A 19,591-nucleotide genomic window follows, 5' to 3' on the forward strand; every position below is an offset into this window, starting at 1 on the left:
CGGCCGTGCCGGACCAGCGGCCGCCGGCCGAAGCCGGCCCGCGGCCTGCCGTGGACAACGACCGGCCACCGCCGGCCGAGCCAGGCTCCGTTGCCTCCCGCCCGGACTCGCGTTCCGCGACCGGTGATCCCCAGCAGCCGTCGGCGGAGATCAGATCCACCGGCCTCGGCGCGGGCCCGAGCCCCGGCCCGGAAAACGGCCGGCGGTTGGTGGCCGAGTCCATTGCCCTGCGCTACGACCAGGTCAGCGTCGGCTACCAGGGCACTCCGGTGCTCACCGACATCGAACTGGAGCTGCGGGCCGGCGAACGCCTGGCGCTGGTCGGCCCGAACGGCGCCGGCAAGTCCACACTGATCAAGTCGATGCTCGGACTCACCCAGATCCTCGGCGGGACGGCGACCGTGCTCGGCCGCCACCCGGCGCGGGCCCGCGGCTCGGCCGGCTACGTGCCGCAGACCGACCGCCTCGACGCCGACTTCCCGGTCACCGTCCGCCAGGTCGTGATGATGGGCCGCTACCGCCAACTCGGCTGGTGGCGGCCTGCCCGGGCCACCGACCGCCAGGCTGTCACCGACGCGCTCGAACGGGTCGGGCTGGCCGGCCGCGCGAAGGAACGTTTCGGCACGCTCTCCGGCGGCCAGCGCCAGCGCGTGCTGCTGGCCCGCGCGATCGCGTCCGCACCCCGGCTGCTGCTGCTCGACGAGCCGTTCAACGGCGTCGACGCGATCAGCCAGGACGCCATCGTCCGGGTACTGCAGGAACTTTCCTTCGAAGGCACCGCGCTGGTGATCAGCACCCACGACCTGGCCGTTGCCTGGGACCTCGCCGATCAGGTCTGCCTGATCAACCGGCGGCAGTGGGCGGTGGGCCCGGCAGGCGAGACCCTCACGGCAAAAACCTTGAGGCTTGCGTACGGCAGTGCCGCCATCGAGGTGGCCGAGGGCCGGATGGTCGTGGTCGAGCCGTGATCGAGCCGTTCGCCGTGCCGTTCATGGGCCGCGCCCTCGCCGAGATCGCCCTGCTGGCGCTGATCTGTGGCCCGATCAGCGTGTTCGTCTTCGTGCGCGGCCTGTCGTTCGTCTCCGACGCGCTCACCCACACGGTCTTCCCCGGCGTGGTCATCGGTTTCGTCGCCGGGGGAGTGGAGGGACTTTTCGCCGGCGCCCTGATCGCCGGCGTGGTCACGGCGGTGGTGCTGACGGTGCTGACCCGCGGCGCCCGGCTCTCCGACGACGCGGCCACCGCGGTGGTGCTCACCGCCATGTTCTCCGTCGGGGTGGTGCTCGTGTCGCGGCGCTCGTCGTACACCGCGGATCTGACGTCGTTCCTGTTCGGGCGCCTGCTGACGGTGACGCCGCGGCAGCTCGCCGAGACCGCGGTGCTCGCCGTGATCATCCTGGTGGCGCTGCTGTTCGCCGCCCGCCCACTGCTGTTCCGCGCGTTCGACCCGGCCGGCGCCGCGGCCGCGGGACTACGGCTCGGCTGGCTCGACCTGTGGCTGAACGTGCTGCTCGCGCTGGTCGTGGTCGCCGCGGTCCGGGCGGTCGGCACGATCCTGGTGGTCGCGCTGCTGATCGTCCCGGCCGCGGCCGCCCGCATGGTCACCGAGCGTCTGGCCGCGATGGCGGTGCTCGGCACGGCGCTGGTCGTCGCGGCGGGGTACGGCGGCCTGCTGCTGAGCTGGACCGCCTCCGTCCACTACGGCGTGGCCCTGACGTCGGCGTCGGCTGTCGTGCTGCTGCTCGTGCTGGCCTATCTGGTACTGCTGCCGATCCGGTGGCTGCGCCGCGTACCTCGGAAGGGTTTTCAAAGCTTGGAAAGGACGTCACCACATGAGCTGGTGGGATGACGTGATGCACCGCGCCGTCGCCGAGGTGATCCTGGTCGGGGCGCTCGCCGGGCTGATCGGGGTGCAGGTGGTGCTGCGGCGGCTGTCGTTCTTCACGATGGCGCTGACCCATGCGAGCTTCCCGGGGGTCGTCGCCGCGTCGATCATCGGGGTGAATATTTTCTTCGGCGGCGTGCTGGCCGGCGGCGTGGTGGCGCTCGGGGTGGCCGCGCTGAGCCGCCGTCGCGGGCAGGACGCGGCCGCGGCGACCGGAGTGCTGCTCTCCGGCGGGTTCGCGCTCGGTGCCGCGCTGGTGGCCACGCAGAACGGGTTCAGCCGGGAACTTTCCGCCTTCCTGGTCGGGTCGATTCTTACCGTCAGCGTTTCCGATCTGACGACAACCGCTGTCGTGCTGGTCGTGGTGACTCTGCTGCTGACGGTGTGCGCCCGGCCGTTGCTGTTCACCGGCTTCGACCGGTCCGGTGCCGAGGCGGCGGGAGTTTCCACCGGTGTCTGGGACGTGGTCCTGCTGCTCACCGTCGAGGTGGTCGTGGTGACCGTGGTCCCGGCGGCCGGCACGATCCTCGCGTTGTCGCTGATCGTCGCCCCGGCGGCCGCGGCACGCATGTGGTCCGACCGGATGACGGTAATTTCCGCCGTCGCGGTGCTGCTGGCGGTGACCAGTGGGCTGCTCGGGCTGTATGCGTCGACCAGGTGGAACGTCGCCGCCGGCGCGGCCATCTCGTTGACCGCGACCGGCGTCCTGCTGGTCTCGTGGGCTCTGGCCAAGGCCGTCCGCACCATGACCCCTGCCGGTGCCGTCCCGGCATGACCTCGAACACGGGCAGCGGGGCGCCCCAGCAGCGCGGAGGGCCCACGTGGCCAGGAGCGCACCCAACCGGTGGCCAAGCGGGCTGTTCCCAGCGGTCAGGTGGGCGCTCACGGCGCTCACGGCGGTCAGGTGGGCGCTCACGGCGCTCACGGCGGTCAGGTGGGCGCTCACGGCGCTCACGGCGGTCAGGTGGGCGCTCACGGCGGCCAAACCGGGGTGCTCCCAGCGCGGTCAGGTGGGCACCCACGGCGCTCAGGAGGGTGCCCATGGGCGGTCAGAAGGGCGCATCCGGTGCTCAGGTGGGCGTTCGCAGCGCGGTCAGGAGCGGTGCCCGTAGGCGGTCAGGAGAGCGCCCGCGGCGGGCGGGAAGGCGCTCACCATGGTTCAGCAGGGCGGCAACGGCCGGAGATGTCTCTACGAGGTGAACTGCCCGACGTAGACAACGCCTCCCGGCAAACGACTTGATGATCTTGGTTAAGGTGGCGCGATGAGTGTTGCCGCCCCGGTCGCCGAGCCCGCCCGCACCCGGCGCCGCCCGCGCCTGGCGGTTCTGGTGCCGGTCGTCGTGGCGGCGGCGCTCACCGCCCTGCTGGCGGGCCATCGATGGGCGCCCGGCTCGGTCGGCTCCGGCCTGGACAGCGGGCTGCCGTGGCTGGCCGTGCCGATCCTGGCCCTGCTCGGCGCCACGATCCTGGTGCGCCGGATCGTGGCGGTCGGGGTTGCCCTCGTACCGTTGCTGATCTGGACCTTGATGTTCGGCCCGGCCCTCGGTGACCGAGCTGTTGACGGTCGTCGTGATCTGCGGGTCGCCTCGCTGAATCTGGGTCCGGCCACCGCGGGCAGCGCGCTGGACTCGTTGCTGGCCGCCGCGCCCGATCTGATCGTGCTGCAGGAAATTACCGCCGCCAACCGGCCGGCGGTGACCGCCGAGCTCGGTGCGCGGTATCCGTTTCAGGCGAACGCCGGAACGGTGGCGCTGTTCAGCCGCTTGCCGCTGTCCGGCACCGAGCCGGTCGACATCCAGATCGGCTGGACCCGGGCGTTGCGCACCACCGTGACCACGCCCTCCGGCCAGGTCCGGGTCTACGCCGCGCACCTGGCCTCGGCGCGGGCGGGCCGGACCGCCGGGCGCAACCGCACGCTGTCGGCCCTGGCCGGTCTGATCCGCGCCGATCCGGCCCCGCGCCTGCTGCTGGCCGGTGATCTGAACACCGCCACCAGCGACCGGCACTTCGACGTGCTGGCGCCGCTGACCGACACCCAGCAGGAGGCCGGCGCCGGGTTCGGGTTCACCTGGCCGGCCCGGTTTCCGCTGGTCCGCCCAGACCACCTGCTGCAACGTGGCATGACCACCCGGCACGCGTGGGTGCTTTCGGTGCCCGGCAGCGACCACCGCGCCGTGCTGGCGGATCTGGACAGCACGGCCGGATAGCCTCGATTCGGACGGCACCAGCGGATAGCGGCGATTCCGGCGGCACCGGCGGAAACGCCCGCTGTCAGAGCTGGTAGGTCGCCACCGTCGCCTGCAGCTCGGCGGCGGTCCCGGCCAGCTGTGCCGCGGTCTGCTGCGTCTCGGTCGCGCCCTCGGTGACCTGCCGGGACGCCTCGGCCACCATCGCGATCGTCTCCGCGATGCTCTCCGAGCCCTCGGCGGCGTGGCCCACGCTGCGGGAGATCTCCGCGGTCGTCGCGGTCTGCTCCTCCACGGCCGCCGCGATCGTCGTGGTGTAGTCGTTGATCGTGGCGATGACCTGGCCGATCTCCCGGATCGCGGTCACCGCCGCGCCGCTCTCCGACTGGATCGCCGACACCTGGGCGGTGATCGCCTGGGTGGCCCGGGCGGTCTCCTCGGCCAGGTCCTTGACCTCGGAGGCGACGATCGCGAAGCCGCGCCCCGCCTCGCCGGCGCGGGCCGCCTCGATGGTGGCGTTGAGCGCGAGCAGGTTGGTCTGCTCGGCGATCGAGGTGATCAGGGCGACGACCGTGCCGATCTGGGTGGAGGCCTCGCCGAGGCGCGCCACGCTGGCGTTGGTGGTTTCCGCCGCCCGCGCCGCCTCGGCGGCCACGCCGGCGGCCTCGTTCGCGTTGCTGGCGATCTCCCGGATCGAGGCGCCCAGTTCGTCGGCGCCGGCCGAGACCGTACGCACGCCGTGCGAGACCTGCCCGGCGGCCTCGGACACCGAACCGACCTGGGCGGAAGTTTCCTCCGCGGACAGTGACAGCTGCGCCGACACCGCCGACAGCTCCTCGGCCGCCGAGGTCAGCAGCTCCGAGCTGGTGTTGATCCGGCCGACCATGCCGCCCATCGCCTCCGCGGTCTCGTTGAGCGCTCCGGACATCCGCCCCACCTCGTCGGCGCTGTCGACGCTCACGCGGGCGGTCAGGTCGCCCTTGGCAATGCGGTGCAGCGCGTCCACGCACCGCGACAGCGGCTTGACGATCAGCCGGGAGATGGCGGCGGCCAGCACCAGCCCGAGTACGGTGCTCAGTGCCAGCAGGGTGATCACCAGGCGCTTGGTCGAGCGGTAGCGGTCCTCGGCGACCTTCGCGTCGGCCGCGCCGGCCTGCACGGTCAGCTCGGCGAGGGTGGTCAGGTCGGCCCGGACCGCCGTCATCGCGGTGGCCAGGTCACCGGCGCGCATCTTGTTCAGCGCGGCCCGGTCGCCGTCGGCGGCCAGCGGCAGCACGCGGCTGCCGACCAGGTCGCCGAAGCTCTGCCAGTGCGCTTGGAACGAGGCGACCGAGGTACGGGCCTCGGCGTCGAGCGGGTAGGTCTGATATGCCTTCACGTACTCGGTGACCTGCGCCTGCGCGGTGCTCAGCGAGGTGCCCGCGGAACTCCGCTCGGCCGAGCCGGCCGCCAGCAGGTAGTCGTCCATCGCCAGCCAGGACCGGTTGACGGCCGAGCGCAGGTTGCCGATGGTGTTGAGTTCGCCGTTCATCCGGTAGCCGATCTTGACCTGCTGGTTCGTGGCGCCCAGCTGGTCCAGCGAGTACAGGCCGTCGACCATCCCGAAGAGCGTGACGACCCCGACCGCCGCCATGATCTTCGTACCGACACGCCGGTCGGTAAGCAGCTGTCGTGCACCCACTGGTTCTCCCCACCGTCGACCGTCCCTGCCGGGGTGCCGTTCGGCAGCGGGCCCGGCCGGCGGATGGTCAGACGGTTGCATCCGCGGCAGGAACCGGGTGCGACCGCATCAGCGCCCAGACGATCTTGCCGCCGGGCGTCATCGTGACGCCCCAGTGCGCGCTGGCCGCGGTGATCATCCGCAGGCCGCGGCCGGAGCCCGGCGCCATGATCGCGCCGGTGACCGGTGGTCCGCCGGTCACCCGGGGGATCACCCGGCTGCCGTCCTTCACCGCGATCCGCAGATACTGCCCGGTGTACGCGGTGATCACGTGGAAGTCCGTGCCGGCGTGCTGGATCGCGTTGTTGGCCAGCTCGGAGGCGACCAGGCGGGCCGGGTCGTGCAGGTGCGGCAGTTGCCAGCTCGCGCACGCGGCGCCGACCAGCGCCCGGGCGTGGTGCGGGCTCTCCGGTTCCGGAGGAAACTTTTGCCGGATCCAGCGCGGCACGTGGGCCCGGATCGCCAGCATCGCGAGCTGCTCGTCCTCGTAGAGCGCCACGTGTGAGCGGAACCCGGCGAGGCCGTCGGTAACCTCCTGCGTGGCCCGGCACAGCATGACCGGAACACCCCAGTGGGCCTGTGCCTCGTAGGTCGCGGTGGCGAAAATTCCCAACTGGGCCGGGTCGGTGTGGCTGAACCAGGCGAGATCGACGATCACCGCCGCCGGGCACTCGGCGGCGGCCTTGCTCACGGCATGGTGCACCTCCCGGATGCCGGACAAGGTCAGCTCGCCGATGAGCCGCACGGTGGTGACACCGCTGTCCAGGCTCCGGTCGGTGCTTGATCGCAGCTTGGCGTGAAGGGTTCGTCGCACACCGCTATACCCAACGCTGCCGGGGGTGACGACCGCAATCCTCCGGGCCGTTCTATCACCCGTACCGGGGAATGCTTTGGCGTAGGTCGATGCGTTGACAGCCCCGTAACGGCAGTGTTTCAATCGGCGAGGCACCTCCTGTGAGCGGTAACACACCAAGGTCATCGCTGTAGCGCGGCCCTCGATCCCGTGCTGGAGCCGCCTTATCCATGTGCGTCAAAACCCATCCACCCGGGCTTTGTCGTGCATTTGTTAACGCTCACAACATCCCCGCTCCCTGCAGAAAGAGTCCTGCCGTGAAAGTCAGAAGCCTCGCCGTCGTGAGCGTCGTCGCCGCGGGTGTCCTGCTCAACGCCGGTCCGTCGCAGGCGGCCGTCACCGGGCCCTGTGACATCTACGCCTCCGGCGGCACCCCCTGCGTCGCCGCGCACAGCACCACCCGCGCCCTCTACGGCGCCTTCACCGGCTCGCTCTACCAGGTGAAGCGCAACTCCGACGGCGCCACCACGAACATCGCCCCGCTCAGTGCCGGCGGTGTCGCCAACGCCGCCGCGCAGGATAGTTTCTGCGCCGGCACCACCTGTCTGATCACCGTGATCTACGACCAGTCCGGGCGCGGCAACCACCTGACCCAGGCGCCGCCCGGCGGCTTCCAGGGCCCGGACGTCAATGGTTACGACAACCTGGCCAGCGCCACCGGCGCGCCGGTCACCGTCGGCGGGAAGAAGGCCTACGGCGTCTGGATCTCGCCCGGCACCGGTTACCGCAACAACAACACCAACGGGATCGCCACCGGCGACGCCGCCGAGGGGATGTACGCGATCTTCGACGGCACCCACTACAACGGCGGCTGCTGCTTCGACTACGGCAACGCCGAGACCAACAGCCTGGACACCGGCAACGGCCACATGGAAGCGCTGTACTTCGGCAACAGCACCGGCTGGGGCAGCGGCGCCGGCAGCGGCCCGTGGATCATGGCGGACCTGGAGAACGGGCTGTTCAGCGGCTACAACGCCGGCAACAACTCGGGCGACCCGACGATCACCCACCGGTTCCTCACCGCGACGCTCAAGGGCGGCCCGAACCAGTGGTCGATCCGCGGCGGAAACGCGCAGTCCGGCGGCTTGTCGACGTTCTACAGCGGCGTGCGGCCGAACAAGTCCGGCTACAACCCGATGCACAAGGAGGGCGCGATCATCCTCGGCATCGGCGGCGACAACAGCGTCAGCGCGCAGGGAAGTTTCTACGAGGGCGTGATGACCTCCGGCTACCCGTCGGACGCGACGGAAAATTCCGTCCAGGCCAACATCGCCGCCGCCGGCTACGCCACCACGTCGCTGACCAGCGGCCCGGCGGTCACCGTCGGCTCCTCGGTGTCGCTGCGCGCCACCACCGCGTGCTGCACCACCCGGTACCTCGCGCACTCCGGCACCAGCGTCGCCACGCAGGTCGTCACGTCGTCGAGCACCGCGGCGCTCAAGGCGCAGGCATCTTTCACCGTTCGCGCCGGGCTGGCGAACAGTTCCTGCGTCTCCTTCGAGTCGAAGGACACCGCAGGAAGTTTCCTTCGGCACAACGGCTTCCAGCTCTACCTGAACGCCAATGACAACAGCACATTGTTCAAGCAGGACGCCACGTTCTGCCCGCAGTCCGGGCTCAACGGGCAGGGCAACGCGCTGCGCTCGTTCAACTATCCGACCCGGTACGTGCGGCACTACAACAACACCGGCTACATCGCCAGCCAGGGCGGCGTGCACACCTTCGACGCCGCGAGCGCCTTCGCCGACGACGTGAGCTGGGTCGTCGGCGCCGGCTGGACCTCCTGATCCGGCAAGACCGACCCTGGAAAACCGATCCTTGAAACCGTGCGCCGGGCGGGCTTGCCATTCCGCCCGGCGCAGCTTTCTTTCAAGATCAAAACCATTTCCCGGTACGGTCGGTGGAGCGCTGTTCGCGGGCCTCGCGGCCGGTTTCTCGCGCTGGTCCGCCGCGCTGGCTTCTCGCGCCCGGCTTCTCGCGCTGGTCCGCCGGGCTGGTCCGCCGTGTTGGCTTCTCGCGCCCGGCTTGTCGCGCTGGTCCGCCGGGCTGGTCCGCCGTGTTGGCTTCTCGCGCCCGGCTTGTCGCGCTGGTCCGCCGGGCTGGTCCGCCGTGTTGGCTTCTCGCGCCCGGCTCCTCGTTTCCAGGCTTCGAGCTCTGGGTTCGGGCCCAAGTCCCGTGCGGCTCCGGCGACGCAGAGCCGAGTCCGACGCGCCGCCGAGCCCGGACCGAATCGCGCCCGGAAGCGGTCGCTGGCGGTGTGTCACAGGATCCAGATCTGAATCTGGCCCGCGGAAAGTCGCCACCGGCGGTGCGTCATGGAGCCCGGACCTGAATCGCGCTCGAAAGCGGCCACCGGCGGTGCGCCCCGGCTTCAGCCAGAGCGCGCTCCCGGCCGGTTCACGCCGTGGGAGTCACCCGCTCCTCGACCACATATGACCTGGTCAGCGCCCGCTGAAGGAACTTTTCTTCATCCTCGGCGACACCCGACCCCGGCGCATACATCGCCGCCACCCAGCTCTGGTAAGCCGCCCGATCGGCGAACACGAGCTCGGTGATCACATCCACGTCATCCCGCTGACCGCCATTCGCGCTCTGTGCGATGAAGTTCCGCTTGTAACTCACCGGCCCGGGCGCGAGCCCGAGAATCAACGGAACATGACGATTCTCGTAGTAATCGGCGAAATCAGAAAAATCGAGCTCCGGCCTTTTGACCAGAAAAGCCATCACCTTGAGCACGACCGCCCCCCACTCCCAGCAAATGCGTCCACCTTCACCTACGCACCCACGTGCCCGGAGTTCACCGCGACGGCCGCGAACTCAAGGGCGGTGGCCCGCCTCCCGGCGAATCCGGCGAACGACAAGGACGACCCGGACCGCGTAAAACGGGGCCAGAACGGCGCTGAGCACGACCATGAGCAGGTTCCGCTGAACAATGCCGGACACCACCAGGATCGCAAACCCCACAGAGGTCACCACGAACCCGCCGGTCCGCAGCGCCACCTCAGCCGCGAACGGCAGCCCGCCCGATTCCCGCCCCGGCGCAGACCCCAGCTCTTCCACGTCACTCATTCCGATCCGGCCGATATGGTGATGCCGATCCGGCCACGACAGGGCCGATCAACAAAATGCTCCCACCGAACCCGCCGTCCGGCCAGGCCCGACATCGGCGCGAATCGCATACCGGATCCGCAATCCCGATCGATCCACGCCGGAGCCGCACATCCGCCGCCCGGCATAGCACCCAACTCGACGACCCGGACGATGGCCGCCTCACTCCCGCATCAGCGCCAGCTCATCTCCCCCAGGACTCGATGACGGGGTGAGAACCGGCGAGACTTGCCACCGTCAACCCCGCACAGCTGCTCGACCCGCCGAAACGTCTCCCGGAGCGCCGCCGGATCCCCATCCAGAGCGGCGGTCGTCAATACCAGCAACTCATCCGCTGACCATTCAAGTGTCGGATGCTCGTGAAGTTCCTACGGAAGATATTTATCGTACGGACGCACCCACCCGGCCAGCGAGACGATCACGGCCAGCAGCCAGGGCGCCACCGGAACCACCATCTACCGCTCCCGAACGGCGGCACCCGCTCCAACTACGCAGCGTGCCGTCCGAGCCGGAGCCGCCCGTCGCGCCGGGGACGTCCGGCCGGCTCGTGGGCGCTTGGGGCGGCGGCTGTCGCGGTGGTCCTGGCGGGACCTTTCTTCGGTTGCGCGATTGTCGATGGTGACCCGCATACGTACCGATTTGCTGGAATCTCTAAGATCGCCCGAATGACTACGGCGGTGACCGGTCCGGCGGTGCGTTCCAGCGTGCCCGACATCGTCCGGCGGCGGCTGGCGACGCTCGAGAACTGGCTTGATCCGTACTCCTGGCTGGTTACCGCGGTCATCACGGTGACCGCCGGAATCATGCGGCTCGCCGGGGTCAGCGATCCCAAGGGGTACGTCTTCGACGAGGTCTACTATCCGACCGACGCCTGGGACATGCTGCAGCACGGCGTGGAGTGGGACGAGAAGTCGGACTCCGCCGGCTACGTGGTCCATCCGCCGCTGGGCAAGTGGCTGATCGCGGCCGGGGAGAAGATTTTCGGCAACACCGAGCTCGGGTGGCGCTTCACCGCGGCGCTCGCCGGCACGCTGATGATCCTCATCCTGATCCGGGTCGCGTATCGGATGTTCCACTCGATCGTGCTCGCCGGGCTGGCCGGTCTACTGATGACCCTCGACGGCTTCCAACTGGTGCTATCGCGGACGTCGCTGTTGGATATTTTCCTCGGCTTGTTCGTGTTGGCATCTTTCGCCGCCATGCTGCTCGACCGGGACCATTACCGGCGGCGCCTGCTGCGGGCGCTGGAGAACAGCGCGCTGGAGCGCGGCGGGACGGAGAACGGCAGGCTGGAGCGCGGCGGGCTGGGCGGCCTGGAGAACGGCGGGCTGGCGAGCGGCGGGCTGGCGAGCGGCGGGCTGGCGGGCGGCGGGCTGGAGAGGGCGCCGCGGGTTGTGCCGTGGTGGCTGTTGGGTGCCGGGGTGCTGTTCGGCCTGGCCTGCGGGGTGAAGTGGAGCGGGCTGTTCTTCCTGCCGTTCTTCGCCGCGCTGATCGTGGTCTGGCGGGTTCAGGCCCGCCGGTCGGCCGGGATCCCCGCCCCGTTCGCCGGGTTGCTCGGGGACCTGGGCTGGGGGCTGCTCAGCTTCGTCCTGAGCTTCATCTTCTACCTGGCGACGTGGACCGGGTGGTTTCTTACCGACACCGGCTGGGACCGGCACTACCGCGCGCAGCAGGGCATGAGCGAGCCGCCGATCCTGGGTGCGCTGCTCAACCTGCTGCACTACCACCAGGGCGCGTACGGCTTCCACAGCGGCCTGACCAAGACACACAACTACCAGTCCTGGCCGTGGCAGTGGCTGCTGCTGGGCCGCCCGGTCGCCTTCTACTGGCCGCCGAACCCCGGCACCGGCTGCGGCGCCACGAGCTGCATCCGCGAGATTCTGCTGCTCGGCACACCTGTGCTGTGGTGGTCGTTCCTGCCCGCGCTGCTGGCTCTGCTCTGGTTGGGAATTTCCCGCCGGGACTGGCGTGCGTACGCGATCCTGACCGGCGCCGTCGCGGGCCTGGCCCCGTGGTTCTATTTTGCGTGGGCCGACAGCCGCACGATGTTTTCCTTCTACGTGCTGCCGGCGCTGCCGTTCCTGATCCTCGCGGTGGTCTACGTCCTCGGCGCCCTGATGACGTCGCCGCGGGGCCAGGTGACCGGCACGGTGATCGCCGGGATCTACGTGGCCCTGGTGGCGATCTGTTTCGCCTACTTCTACCCGATCTTCGTGGGGCAATTGATTCCGTACGATTCCTGGATGTCCCGGATGTGGCTGGGCAATCGCTGGATCTGACGGCGCCCCGGGGTGCCGGTGGCTCTACCGCCCGATCACCTGCACGTCGGGCGGTGCTTGGCCGTATTACGGCTCTACGGCCGGGCTGACCAGGATGCCCACGTCGCGGGGCGTCTCGTCGCCTTCCGCGGTCGGCTCCGGCCGTTCGCGGAAGACCCACCAGCGCGACGCCGAATACGTGAACGCGGCCACGAACATCGACGCGATCACGCGGGCGACCGGGAACGGGAGACCCAGCATGGTCAATCCGGTGGAGGCTCCGACGGTGATGGCGTAGTCGCCGACGAGCACGACCGCGTAGCGCAGGGCCTGGGGACCGGCCGGCGCGTGGGAGCGGAAGTTGACCGTGCGATTGAGCACGAAGTTCAGGGCGAAAGCGGTCAGGTACGCGATCGACACCGCGACCGGCAAGGGCAGCGAAGTTCCGTACCGCAGAGCCGTGAGCAGTCCGAGGTCCACGGTGAACGTGAACGCGCCCAGGATGGCGAAACCGGCCAGTTCTCGCGACACGATCCGGCGCAGACCCGGTGGCAACCGGTCCACCCAGGCGGTCAGCAAGTTTCCGGCCCGGTCCGGCCATCGGACGTTCTTTTCCTGCACCGCCGGCCCCGCATCGTTGACGTCGTGCGACGCTCGGAGACGCGTCTGCCCGGCCGCAACAGTACTGGCCGGTTTTCGCTGCGCGTACCCCGCCGACCGCCGCACCCCTCGGCGATCCGAATGCGATATCTGCTCGCATGGTGGCTGATGCGCAGGTCACCCGCCAGATCCGGGCGTTCTCGCCACCGCGGGTAAACAGCCGGTTGTCCCGCTGGTTGATCGGCATTCGCCCACCATTCCGATCCACGTTCAAACCCGATCGAGGCACAGCGGGCGGCGGGGCAGAGAGGGCGAGGCGGTGGGGCTTAGAGGGCGGTTGGGGCTTAGCGGGCGGTGGGGCACAGCCGGGCGTGGGGCAGAGAGGGCGGTGGGGCAGAGAGGGCGAGGCGGTGGGGCTTAGTGCTTCAGTTCGTAAGTCCTTCGGGGGTTGACGGTTCGGTGCTGGGATGCGGCCAGTCGGTGATCGGATTGATGAGGACCTCGCAGACGAAGTCGAGGGCGTCTTCGGTGGTGCCGCTGAACCAGTACTGGGCTTCGTAGGTGTTGTTGCTGGCCCGGTAGGTGGCCAGGCTCCAGCGGTGGGCGGAGCCGCTGTAACGCAGTCTCATCACCGGTAGCTGCTGCCCGCCGGTCAACTCGACGCTGACGTAGGCGAAATGGCCGTGGTAGCGCACGTGCACTGCGGCCAGCTGTGGCCATCTCTGCTTGGCCTGTGCCCGCAGCCGCTGGGGCAGGGACGTCTTGGTGGAGGCAGGAATGACCGGCATAGGGTCACATCCTGCCTCTGCGGCGTGTCCTGCCGGGCCGCGGCACGCCCGTCCGGCATTCTCGACCGGCCCTCAAGCGAGATCATCTTCGATGGAAGCTGGCCGGTGCCCGTCCCTCACGCACGCCCGATCACCCTGACTGCCGCGGAACGACGCACGCTCACCGCTCTGGCCTACTCGCACACCGCCGCATATCAGCAGGTCATCCGAGCCCGGATCGTTCGCGATGCGGCCCGCGGACACTCCAATGACGCGATCGCTCGCCGGCACGATCTCTCGGTCGACACGGTACGGCGCTGGCGCGGCCGGTTCGCCGACGAAGGCTTCGCCGGCCTCGCGGACCGGTCCCGCCCGGGACGGCCGCCGCGGCTCACTCCGGTCCAGGTCGCCGAGGTCACGGCCCTGGCCTGCCAGCTTCCGGCCGAAACCGGCATACCCCTGTCGAAATGGAGCTGCCCGGAACTGGCCGGCGAAGCCGTCGACCGCAACATCGTCACAGCGATCTCCGCGTCGACCATCCGGCGGATCCTCGCCCGGGACACGATCAAACCCTGGCAGCATCAGTCCTGGATTTTCATCCGCGACCCGCAGTTCGCCGTCAAAGCGAACCGGGTGCTCGGCCTCTACGCCCGCGAATACGACGGCGTCGCGCTCGGTTCCGACGAGTACGTGATCTCCAGCGACGAGAAGACCAGCATCCAAGCCCGCTGCCGTTGCCACCCCACCCTGGCACCCGGCGTCGCCCGCATCATGCGGGTCAACCACGAGTACCAGCGCAAAGGCGCGCTGGCTTACCTGGCCGCCTACGACGTCCACCAGGCCCAGGTGTTCTCCCACCGCAACGCGAAAACCGGCATCCTGCCGTTCATGACCTTGGCCGAGCAGGTCATGACCCGCGAGCCTTACGCCTCGGCGAAACGGGTGTTCTGGGTCGTCGACAACGGCTCATCGCATCGTGGTCAGGCCGCGTCCGACCGCCTCACGAAACGGTTCCCGAACGCGGTCATGATTCATACCCCGATCCACGCGTCATGGCTGAATCAGGTCGAGATCTACTTCTCGATCATCCAGCGCAAAGTCCTGACCCCCAACGACTTCACCAGCCTTGAACAGGTCGAAAACCGGCTCACCGCCTTCGAGCAGCGCTACAACGCGACTGCCCGGCCCTTCAGATGGAAGTTCACCCCGGTCGACCTCGAGAGCCTGATGGCCCGGATCGAGCGACACAAACAGAAAGAGCAGAACCTCCAGCAACCCGCCGGCTGCGATCACCAGCCTGCCGCACTGGCCCTGGCCGCATAACCCCCGAAGGACTTACGAACTCAAGCACTTAGCGGGCGGTGGGACACAGCCGGGCGGTGGGGCTCAGAGGGCGGCCGCTACGGCGGCGCCGACGAAAACCACCTGCATGGCGGTTCGTAGGGGGAGCGGGGTTACCGGGCGGCCGCCGAGGGTGAGGTGGCGGCGGGCGGCGGAGATGTTCGCCGGGAACATGGCGAGCATCAGCAGCGCGAGGCAGATCGCCGCGGCCGGCGCCAGCGGTGGGATCAGCAGGCCGGCGGCGGCGGCCAACTCCAGGATCCCGGTGGCGGTGACCAGCAGATCCGGGCGGGGGAAGCGCGGCGGGACCATCGCGATCAGGTCCTGGCGCCAGCCCGGGCGGAAGTGCGGCATGGCGGTGAACAGCAGCATCAGGGCCAAGCCGCCGCGCAGCGCGGGCTGCCAGGCGTCGAGGGCGTCCACGCCGGCCAGACCCAGCAGGCGCAGGACGGCGGAGCCGGCGATCAGGGCGATGAACGGAACCATGAGCGTCACCTTTCCAGTGGAAACTTTCCAACGGAAAGATAGCTCCTCCGGCGCGATATTGCCAGTGGAAAGATAGGGTGGGTGGATGGAGCAGCACGGGTATCACCACGGAAACCTGCGCCGGGTCATGCTCGACGCCGCGCTGCAGGCGATCGGCGAGTCCGGGCCGACCGGCTGGAGCCTGCGCGAGCTGGCCCGACGCGCGGGGGTGTCGCACACCGCGCCCGCGCACCACTTCGGCGACAAGACCGGGCTGTTGACCGCGGTCGCCGCCGAGGGGTTCGAGCTGTTCGCGGCGGCGTTGGAAGATGTCGGCGGCGCAGCGGAGTCGGAAAATGCCGGTGGAGATTTCCTTCAGGTGGGGGTGGCCTATGTGCGGTTTGCCGTCACGCACCGGGCGCACTTCCAGGTGATGTTCCGGCCCGAGCTGTATCGGCCCGATGACCCCGCGGTCGCGCCGGCTCGCGGCCGGGCCGCCGCCATTCTCGCGGCGGGCGGGCGTGAATTGTCCCCGGATCCGGCCCGGGCCCGGCTGACCACGATCGCGGCCTGGTCGATGGCGCACGGGTTCGCCGAGCTGTGGCTCAGCGGCGCGCTCGCGGACGCCGCGGAGATCGACCCGGAGGCCTACACCCGCGACCTCATCGAGCTGACCTTCGGCCACCTCCGCTGACCGCCCCCGAGCTGAGCAGCGGACTCGCCGTCGGCCCTGGTCGCGGCAGTATTTGCCGACCGCTTCGCCGGCTGGTCGGTGGTTCTGGTTGTGGCGGTGTTTGCTGACCGCTTCACCGGCTGGGCGGTGGGCTGGTTTGTTGGTTCTGGTCGTAGTGGTGTTCGCTCGCCGGTCTCGCCGGGCTGTCGACGTGGGCTCAGATGCCGCCGCCGGGCTGCCGGGCTGCTGGGTTACAGGGCTGCTGGGTTACAGGGCTGCCGGGCTGCCGGGCTGCCGGGCTGCGGGGCTGCTGGGTTGCCGGGCTGCCGGGCTGGTCACCGTGGCGTCGTCGGAAACCGCTGGGGAGCGCGCCTATCGCAGCTGCGCGGCCCGCGACTCCAAATAGCGCTGCTCGGGGCGGCTGAGCGTCAGCCGCGCCGCCAGCCGGTACTGCTCCTGCGCGCCGGCCCGGTCGCCGGTCAGCTCCAGCAGGTGGGCGCGGACCGCCGCGGTCCGGTGGTGCCGGGCCAGCACCGGATCCCCGACGACCCGGTCCAGGGCAGCCAGCCCGGCCACCGGGCCGTCGACCATGGCCTGTGCCACGATTCGGTTCAGGGTGACCATCGGGCTCGGGGCGAGCGTGTGCAACAACCCGTACAGCGAAAGAATTTGTCGCCAATCGGTCTCCTCGGGCCGCGCAGCCTCGTCGTGCACCGCGGCGATCGCGGCCTGCAGCTGAAACGGGCCGATCGGGGCGGTGGCCAGGCTGTCGGTGATGATCGCGACGCCTTCGGCGATCGCGGCCGCGTCCCAGCGTTTGCGGTCCTGTTCGGCGAGCGGGATCAAGGTGCCGTCCGGGCCGGTGCGTGCGGGCCGGCGCGCGTCGGTGAGCAGCATCAGCGCGAGCAGGCCGGCGACCTCGCCGTCGCCGGGCAGGCGCCGGCGCAGCTGCCGGGTCAGGCGGATCGCCTCCCGGGTCAGCTCCACCCGGTTGACGGTGTCGCCGGAGCTGGCCGTGTAGCCCTCGTTGAAAATCAGGTACAGCACGTGGCGGACCGCGGTGAGCCGCTCGCCCGGCGCGGGCATGTCGAATCGGGTGCCGGTGTCGCGGATGCGCTGCTTGGCCCGGCTGATCCGCTGGCCCACGGTCGCCTCCGGCAACAGCAGCGCCCGGGCGATCTCCGCGGTGGTCAGGCCGCCGACCGCCCGCAGGGTGAGCGTGATCTGCGCCGGCACGCTGAGCGCGGGATGGCAGCAGAGCAGCAGCAACGCCAGCTCGTCGTCGCCGCGGACCTGTGGTTCCGGCTGGTGCTGGACGGTCTCCTCGCGGCGCCGGCGGGCCGTCTCGTTGCGCAGCAGCTCCACCCGCCGGCGGCTCGCCACGGTGATCAGCCAGTTGCGCGGCTGGTCGGGGATGCCGGTTTCCGGCCACTGCTGGGCGGCCGCGATCAGCGCCTCCTGGACCGCGTCCTCGGATGCCTCGAAGTCGCCGTAGCGGCGCACCACGGCCGCCAGGACCTGCGGCGCGCAGTCGCGCAGCAGGTCCGGCAGCCCGGTCAGATCTCCCACGCGCTCATGTCCAGCACCGGGCGGACCTCGACCCGGGTGTACGCGGCGTCCGGCGCCTTCGCGGCCCAGGCGACCGCTTCGCCGAGGTCCTCGACGTCGATCAGGTAGAAGCCGGCCAGGTGCTCCTTGACCTCGGCATACGGGCCGTCGGAGGTGATCGTCTCGCCGTCGCGGACGGAGACCTGGGTGGCCACGGCCGGATCGCCCAGCCCCTCGCTGACCACCAGCACGCCGGCCTCGCGCATCTGCTCGGTCAGCCGGAAATGGCCGACGCCGAAGTCCTTCCGCTGCTGCTCGTCCAGCGTCTCCCAGACGGCGAGGGACTGGGGGTTGGACTGGATCAGGATCAGGTACTTCACGGCTTCTCCTTCGTGGCTGGCGGAAACTTTCTCGCCGGGATGTCGAAACCGGCCGCCCCGGCTTCGACATCCCGGGCATGAACGAGATCCAGGAAGTTGTCGAACGCAAAGCAGCACTGCTGGAGACCGGTGACGCCAGGGCCATCCTGTCGCACTACGCGCCCGGTTTCGTCGAGTACAGCCTCGCCCCGCCGCTGCGCCAGCCCGGGGACGTCCGGGACCCGGCCGCGCTCCAGGCCTGGCTGGACACCTTCGCGGCGCCACCGCGGCGCGAGGTGACCCGGCTGGAGATCACCACGGACGGGGACGTGGCGTTCACGACCAGCCTCGACCGCATGACCGCGGTTCCGCGCGGCTCGACGGAAAGTTTCTGCCTGTGGTTCCGGGTGACGCTGGGGCTGCGCCGCATTGACGGACGCTGGCTGGTGACGCATGAGCACGAGTCGGTGCCGTTCGAGATGGACGGCTCGTTCCGGGCCTCGACCGGGCTGACCCCTACCGACTGAGGTGATCGGGCGCCCGGCGGCGCCCGATCAGGGCCTTCGCCAGGCGATGGCGGTGGGGGCGGTCCAGTGCCGGACCATGGCGAGGATGCGGAACAGGAAGACGGCGACCGCGGCAGCGGTCGCGACCACCGGCATCGGCAGTAGGTCGACGCGGTGGGCCAGGGCGACGACGGCCGCGCCGGCGGCGGCGGGGATGGCGTAGAGGTCGGTTTCGACGCGGACCAGCGCCGGGGTCTCGCGGGCGGTGATGTCGCGCAGCACGCCGCCGCCGACCGCGGTGACCACGCCCAGCAGCACCGCCTGGACCGGGCCGAGGCCGTGGTCGAGCGCCTTGAGGGTGCCGGTCACGCAGAACAGGCCCAGTCCGGCGGCGTCGAAAACCAGCACCGGGAACGTCAGCCGGTGCACCAGTGGGTGGGCGAAGAAAGTTACCGCCGCGGCGGCGAGCGGGATGATCAGGTAGATGACGTTGCTGAAGGCGGCCGGCGGGGTGCTGCCGATGATCACGTCGCGGACGATGCCGCCGCCCAGTGCGGTCAGCAGGGCGAGGATGACGATGCCGACGACGTCGAACTTCTTCTGGATCGCCATCAGGGCGCCGGACGTGGCGAAAACGTAGAGGCCGATCAGCTCGAGGACGCTGACCACGGTGCTTGCGGACATTCCGGAAGCTTGTCAGGGCGCTGCCGAGGTTCTTGCGGGACTAGAGCTTTCCCCGATGCGAGGGCGGCCGGATCGGGACCACCCTGTTCTGGCCGGTATCGATGGCCTGGGGAGGCCGGGCGGCAGGGGGAGGGAGGATCCGGTGTTCACGCGGAATTCGGGAACGTCGGCGGAGGTGGGTAGCGAATGGCCGGCCGTCGTGGTGGCCGTGGGGATCCTGGTGCTGCTCGGAAGTGTGCTGGTCACGGCCACGGCCCGGTGGACGGCCGCGGATCTGAAGGACATCATCGGCTCGCTGTCACCGGTTCTCGGGGTGATCACGGGCGCGTTCGTCACCTACTTCTTCACCCGCCAGGCCGCGGCCTCGGCCAACGGCGCCGCCCGGGACGCCGCGGACAACGCGGCGAAGGCGGCCGAGACGACTCGTACGCAGCTGGAGTCGCGGACCGAGGAGTTGCAGACGCAGTTGCAGCGGACCCAAGCGCTGCACAACGCGCTGAGTGTGGCGCTCGGGCTGGCCGACGAGACGGCCGGTCAGAAGATGCGCGAGGATCCGGCGATTTCGGCGGTGCTGGAGCAGCGCTGACCGACGGGTTGATGACCCTGCTCGCTCAGTGGTGAGCATGCCCGGTCAACGC

General features: G+C 69.9%; 20 protein-coding genes. 10 read left to right on the forward strand and 10 right to left on the reverse strand.

Features of this window, described 5'->3' with window-relative positions:
* Nucleotides 1–209: 209 nt before the first annotated feature.
* From L3i22_RS18110 to L3i22_RS18125, 4 genes are all read left to right on the forward strand, one after another.
* Nucleotides 210–968 carry a metal ABC transporter ATP-binding protein gene (locus L3i22_RS18110; RefSeq protein ID WP_255658364.1) on the forward strand — a complete coding sequence of 253 codons (759 nt, stop codon included), beginning with the start codon at nucleotides 210–212 and terminating at the stop codon, nucleotides 966–968.
* On the forward strand, nucleotides 965–1,849 hold the full coding sequence (locus L3i22_RS18115; RefSeq protein ID WP_221328132.1) for a metal ABC transporter permease: 885 nt from the start codon (nucleotides 965–967) through the stop codon (nucleotides 1,847–1,849). The genes L3i22_RS18110 and L3i22_RS18115 overlap by 4 nt, the downstream gene beginning before the upstream one ends.
* Nucleotides 1,833–2,660 carry a metal ABC transporter permease gene (locus L3i22_RS18120; RefSeq protein ID WP_221328133.1) on the forward strand — a complete coding sequence of 276 codons (828 nt, stop codon included), beginning with the start codon at nucleotides 1,833–1,835 and terminating at the stop codon, nucleotides 2,658–2,660. The genes L3i22_RS18115 and L3i22_RS18120 overlap by 17 nt, the downstream gene beginning before the upstream one ends.
* 487 nt (nucleotides 2,661–3,147) lie before the next feature.
* A complete protein-coding gene (locus tag L3i22_RS18125; RefSeq protein ID WP_221328134.1) occupies nucleotides 3,148–4,092 on the forward strand; it encodes an endonuclease/exonuclease/phosphatase family protein in 945 nt (314 codons plus the stop codon).
* A gap of 64 nt (nucleotides 4,093–4,156) precedes the next feature.
* Here L3i22_RS18125 and L3i22_RS18130 read toward each other — a convergent pair whose 3' ends face one another.
* Entirely contained in the window at nucleotides 4,157–5,752 is a 1,596-nt protein-coding gene (locus L3i22_RS18130; protein WP_255658365.1) for a methyl-accepting chemotaxis protein, read from the reverse strand.
* 67 nt (nucleotides 5,753–5,819) lie between these two features.
* Nucleotides 5,820–6,605 carry an ATP-binding protein gene (locus tag L3i22_RS18135; protein ID WP_221328136.1) on the reverse strand — a complete coding sequence of 262 codons (786 nt, stop codon included), beginning with the start codon at nucleotides 6,603–6,605 and terminating at the stop codon, nucleotides 5,820–5,822.
* A 296-nt stretch (nucleotides 6,606–6,901) separates the two neighbouring features.
* Between L3i22_RS18135 and L3i22_RS18140 the strand changes: the two genes are divergently transcribed.
* Nucleotides 6,902–8,431, forward strand: a complete 1,530-nt coding sequence (locus L3i22_RS18140) for an alpha-L-arabinofuranosidase B (protein WP_370644479.1) — start codon at nucleotides 6,902–6,904, stop codon at nucleotides 8,429–8,431.
* 610 nt (nucleotides 8,432–9,041) lie between these two features.
* On the opposite strand, the gene L3i22_RS18145 is transcribed toward L3i22_RS18140, so the two are convergent.
* Nucleotides 9,042–9,380, reverse strand: a complete 339-nt coding sequence (locus L3i22_RS18145) for an EthD domain-containing protein (protein ID WP_221328138.1) — start codon at nucleotides 9,378–9,380, stop codon at nucleotides 9,042–9,044.
* A gap of 81 nt (nucleotides 9,381–9,461) precedes the next feature.
* Nucleotides 9,462–9,704, reverse strand: a complete 243-nt coding sequence (locus L3i22_RS18150) for a hypothetical protein (RefSeq protein WP_221328139.1) — start codon at nucleotides 9,702–9,704, stop codon at nucleotides 9,462–9,464.
* 713 nt (nucleotides 9,705–10,417) lie between these two features.
* Between L3i22_RS18150 and L3i22_RS18155 the strand changes: the two genes are divergently transcribed.
* Nucleotides 10,418–12,031: a dolichyl-phosphate-mannose--protein mannosyltransferase gene (locus L3i22_RS18155; protein WP_221328140.1), complete on the forward strand. Its 1,614-nt coding sequence runs from the start codon at nucleotides 10,418–10,420 to the stop codon at nucleotides 12,029–12,031.
* A gap of 66 nt (nucleotides 12,032–12,097) precedes the next feature.
* On the opposite strand, the gene L3i22_RS18160 is transcribed toward L3i22_RS18155, so the two are convergent.
* Together L3i22_RS18160 and L3i22_RS18165 are read right to left on the reverse strand one after the other, a co-directional pair.
* Nucleotides 12,098–12,631 (reverse strand): GtrA family protein, encoded by a 534-nt coding sequence (locus L3i22_RS18160; RefSeq protein ID WP_221328141.1) that lies wholly within the window; start codon nucleotides 12,629–12,631, stop codon nucleotides 12,098–12,100.
* A 404-nt stretch (nucleotides 12,632–13,035) separates the two neighbouring features.
* A complete protein-coding gene (locus tag L3i22_RS18165; RefSeq protein WP_221328142.1) occupies nucleotides 13,036–13,398 on the reverse strand; it encodes a hypothetical protein in 363 nt (120 codons plus the stop codon).
* Nucleotides 13,399–13,422: 24 nt separating this feature from the next.
* On the opposite strand from L3i22_RS18165, the gene L3i22_RS18170 reads away from it, so the two are divergent.
* Entirely contained in the window at nucleotides 13,423–14,700 is a 1,278-nt protein-coding gene (locus L3i22_RS18170) for an IS630 family transposase (RefSeq protein ID WP_221328143.1), read from the forward strand.
* A gap of 63 nt (nucleotides 14,701–14,763) precedes the next feature.
* On the opposite strand, the gene L3i22_RS18175 is transcribed toward L3i22_RS18170, so the two are convergent.
* Nucleotides 14,764–15,204 carry a DoxX family protein gene (locus tag L3i22_RS18175; RefSeq protein ID WP_221328144.1) on the reverse strand — a complete coding sequence of 147 codons (441 nt, stop codon included), beginning with the start codon at nucleotides 15,202–15,204 and terminating at the stop codon, nucleotides 14,764–14,766.
* Nucleotides 15,205–15,289: 85 nt separating this feature from the next.
* Here L3i22_RS18175 and L3i22_RS18180 point away from each other — a divergent pair, with 85 nt between their 5' ends.
* Entirely contained in the window at nucleotides 15,290–15,877 is a 588-nt protein-coding gene (locus L3i22_RS18180) for a TetR/AcrR family transcriptional regulator (RefSeq protein ID WP_221328145.1), read from the forward strand.
* 351 nt (nucleotides 15,878–16,228) lie between these two features.
* Here the strand turns inward: L3i22_RS18180 and L3i22_RS18185 are convergent, their stop codons facing one another.
* Both L3i22_RS18185 and L3i22_RS18190 read right to left on the reverse strand, forming a co-directional pair.
* Entirely contained in the window at nucleotides 16,229–17,425 is a 1,197-nt protein-coding gene (locus L3i22_RS18185; protein WP_221328146.1) for an RNA polymerase sigma factor, read from the reverse strand.
* Nucleotides 17,413–17,784, reverse strand: a complete 372-nt coding sequence (locus tag L3i22_RS18190; protein WP_221328147.1) for a YciI family protein — start codon at nucleotides 17,782–17,784, stop codon at nucleotides 17,413–17,415. Before L3i22_RS18190 ends, L3i22_RS18185 begins: the two co-directional genes overlap by 13 nt.
* Before the next feature lie 77 nt (nucleotides 17,785–17,861).
* Between L3i22_RS18190 and L3i22_RS18195 the strand changes: the two genes are divergently transcribed.
* Entirely contained in the window at nucleotides 17,862–18,290 is a 429-nt protein-coding gene (locus L3i22_RS18195; protein WP_221328148.1) for a nuclear transport factor 2 family protein, read from the forward strand.
* 27 nt (nucleotides 18,291–18,317) lie between these two features.
* Here the strand turns inward: L3i22_RS18195 and L3i22_RS18200 are convergent, their stop codons facing one another.
* Entirely contained in the window at nucleotides 18,318–18,953 is a 636-nt protein-coding gene (locus L3i22_RS18200; protein WP_221328149.1) for a trimeric intracellular cation channel family protein, read from the reverse strand.
* A gap of 142 nt (nucleotides 18,954–19,095) precedes the next feature.
* On the opposite strand from L3i22_RS18200, the gene L3i22_RS18205 reads away from it, so the two are divergent.
* Complete coding sequence (locus tag L3i22_RS18205) at nucleotides 19,096–19,539, forward strand: hypothetical protein (RefSeq protein WP_221328150.1); 444 nt, start codon at nucleotides 19,096–19,098, stop codon at nucleotides 19,537–19,539.
* Nucleotides 19,540–19,591: the final 52 nt, after the last annotated feature.

The sequence above is a fragment of the Actinoplanes sp. L3-i22 genome (assembly GCF_019704555.1).
GTDB lineage: Bacteria > Actinomycetota > Actinomycetes > Mycobacteriales > Micromonosporaceae > Actinoplanes.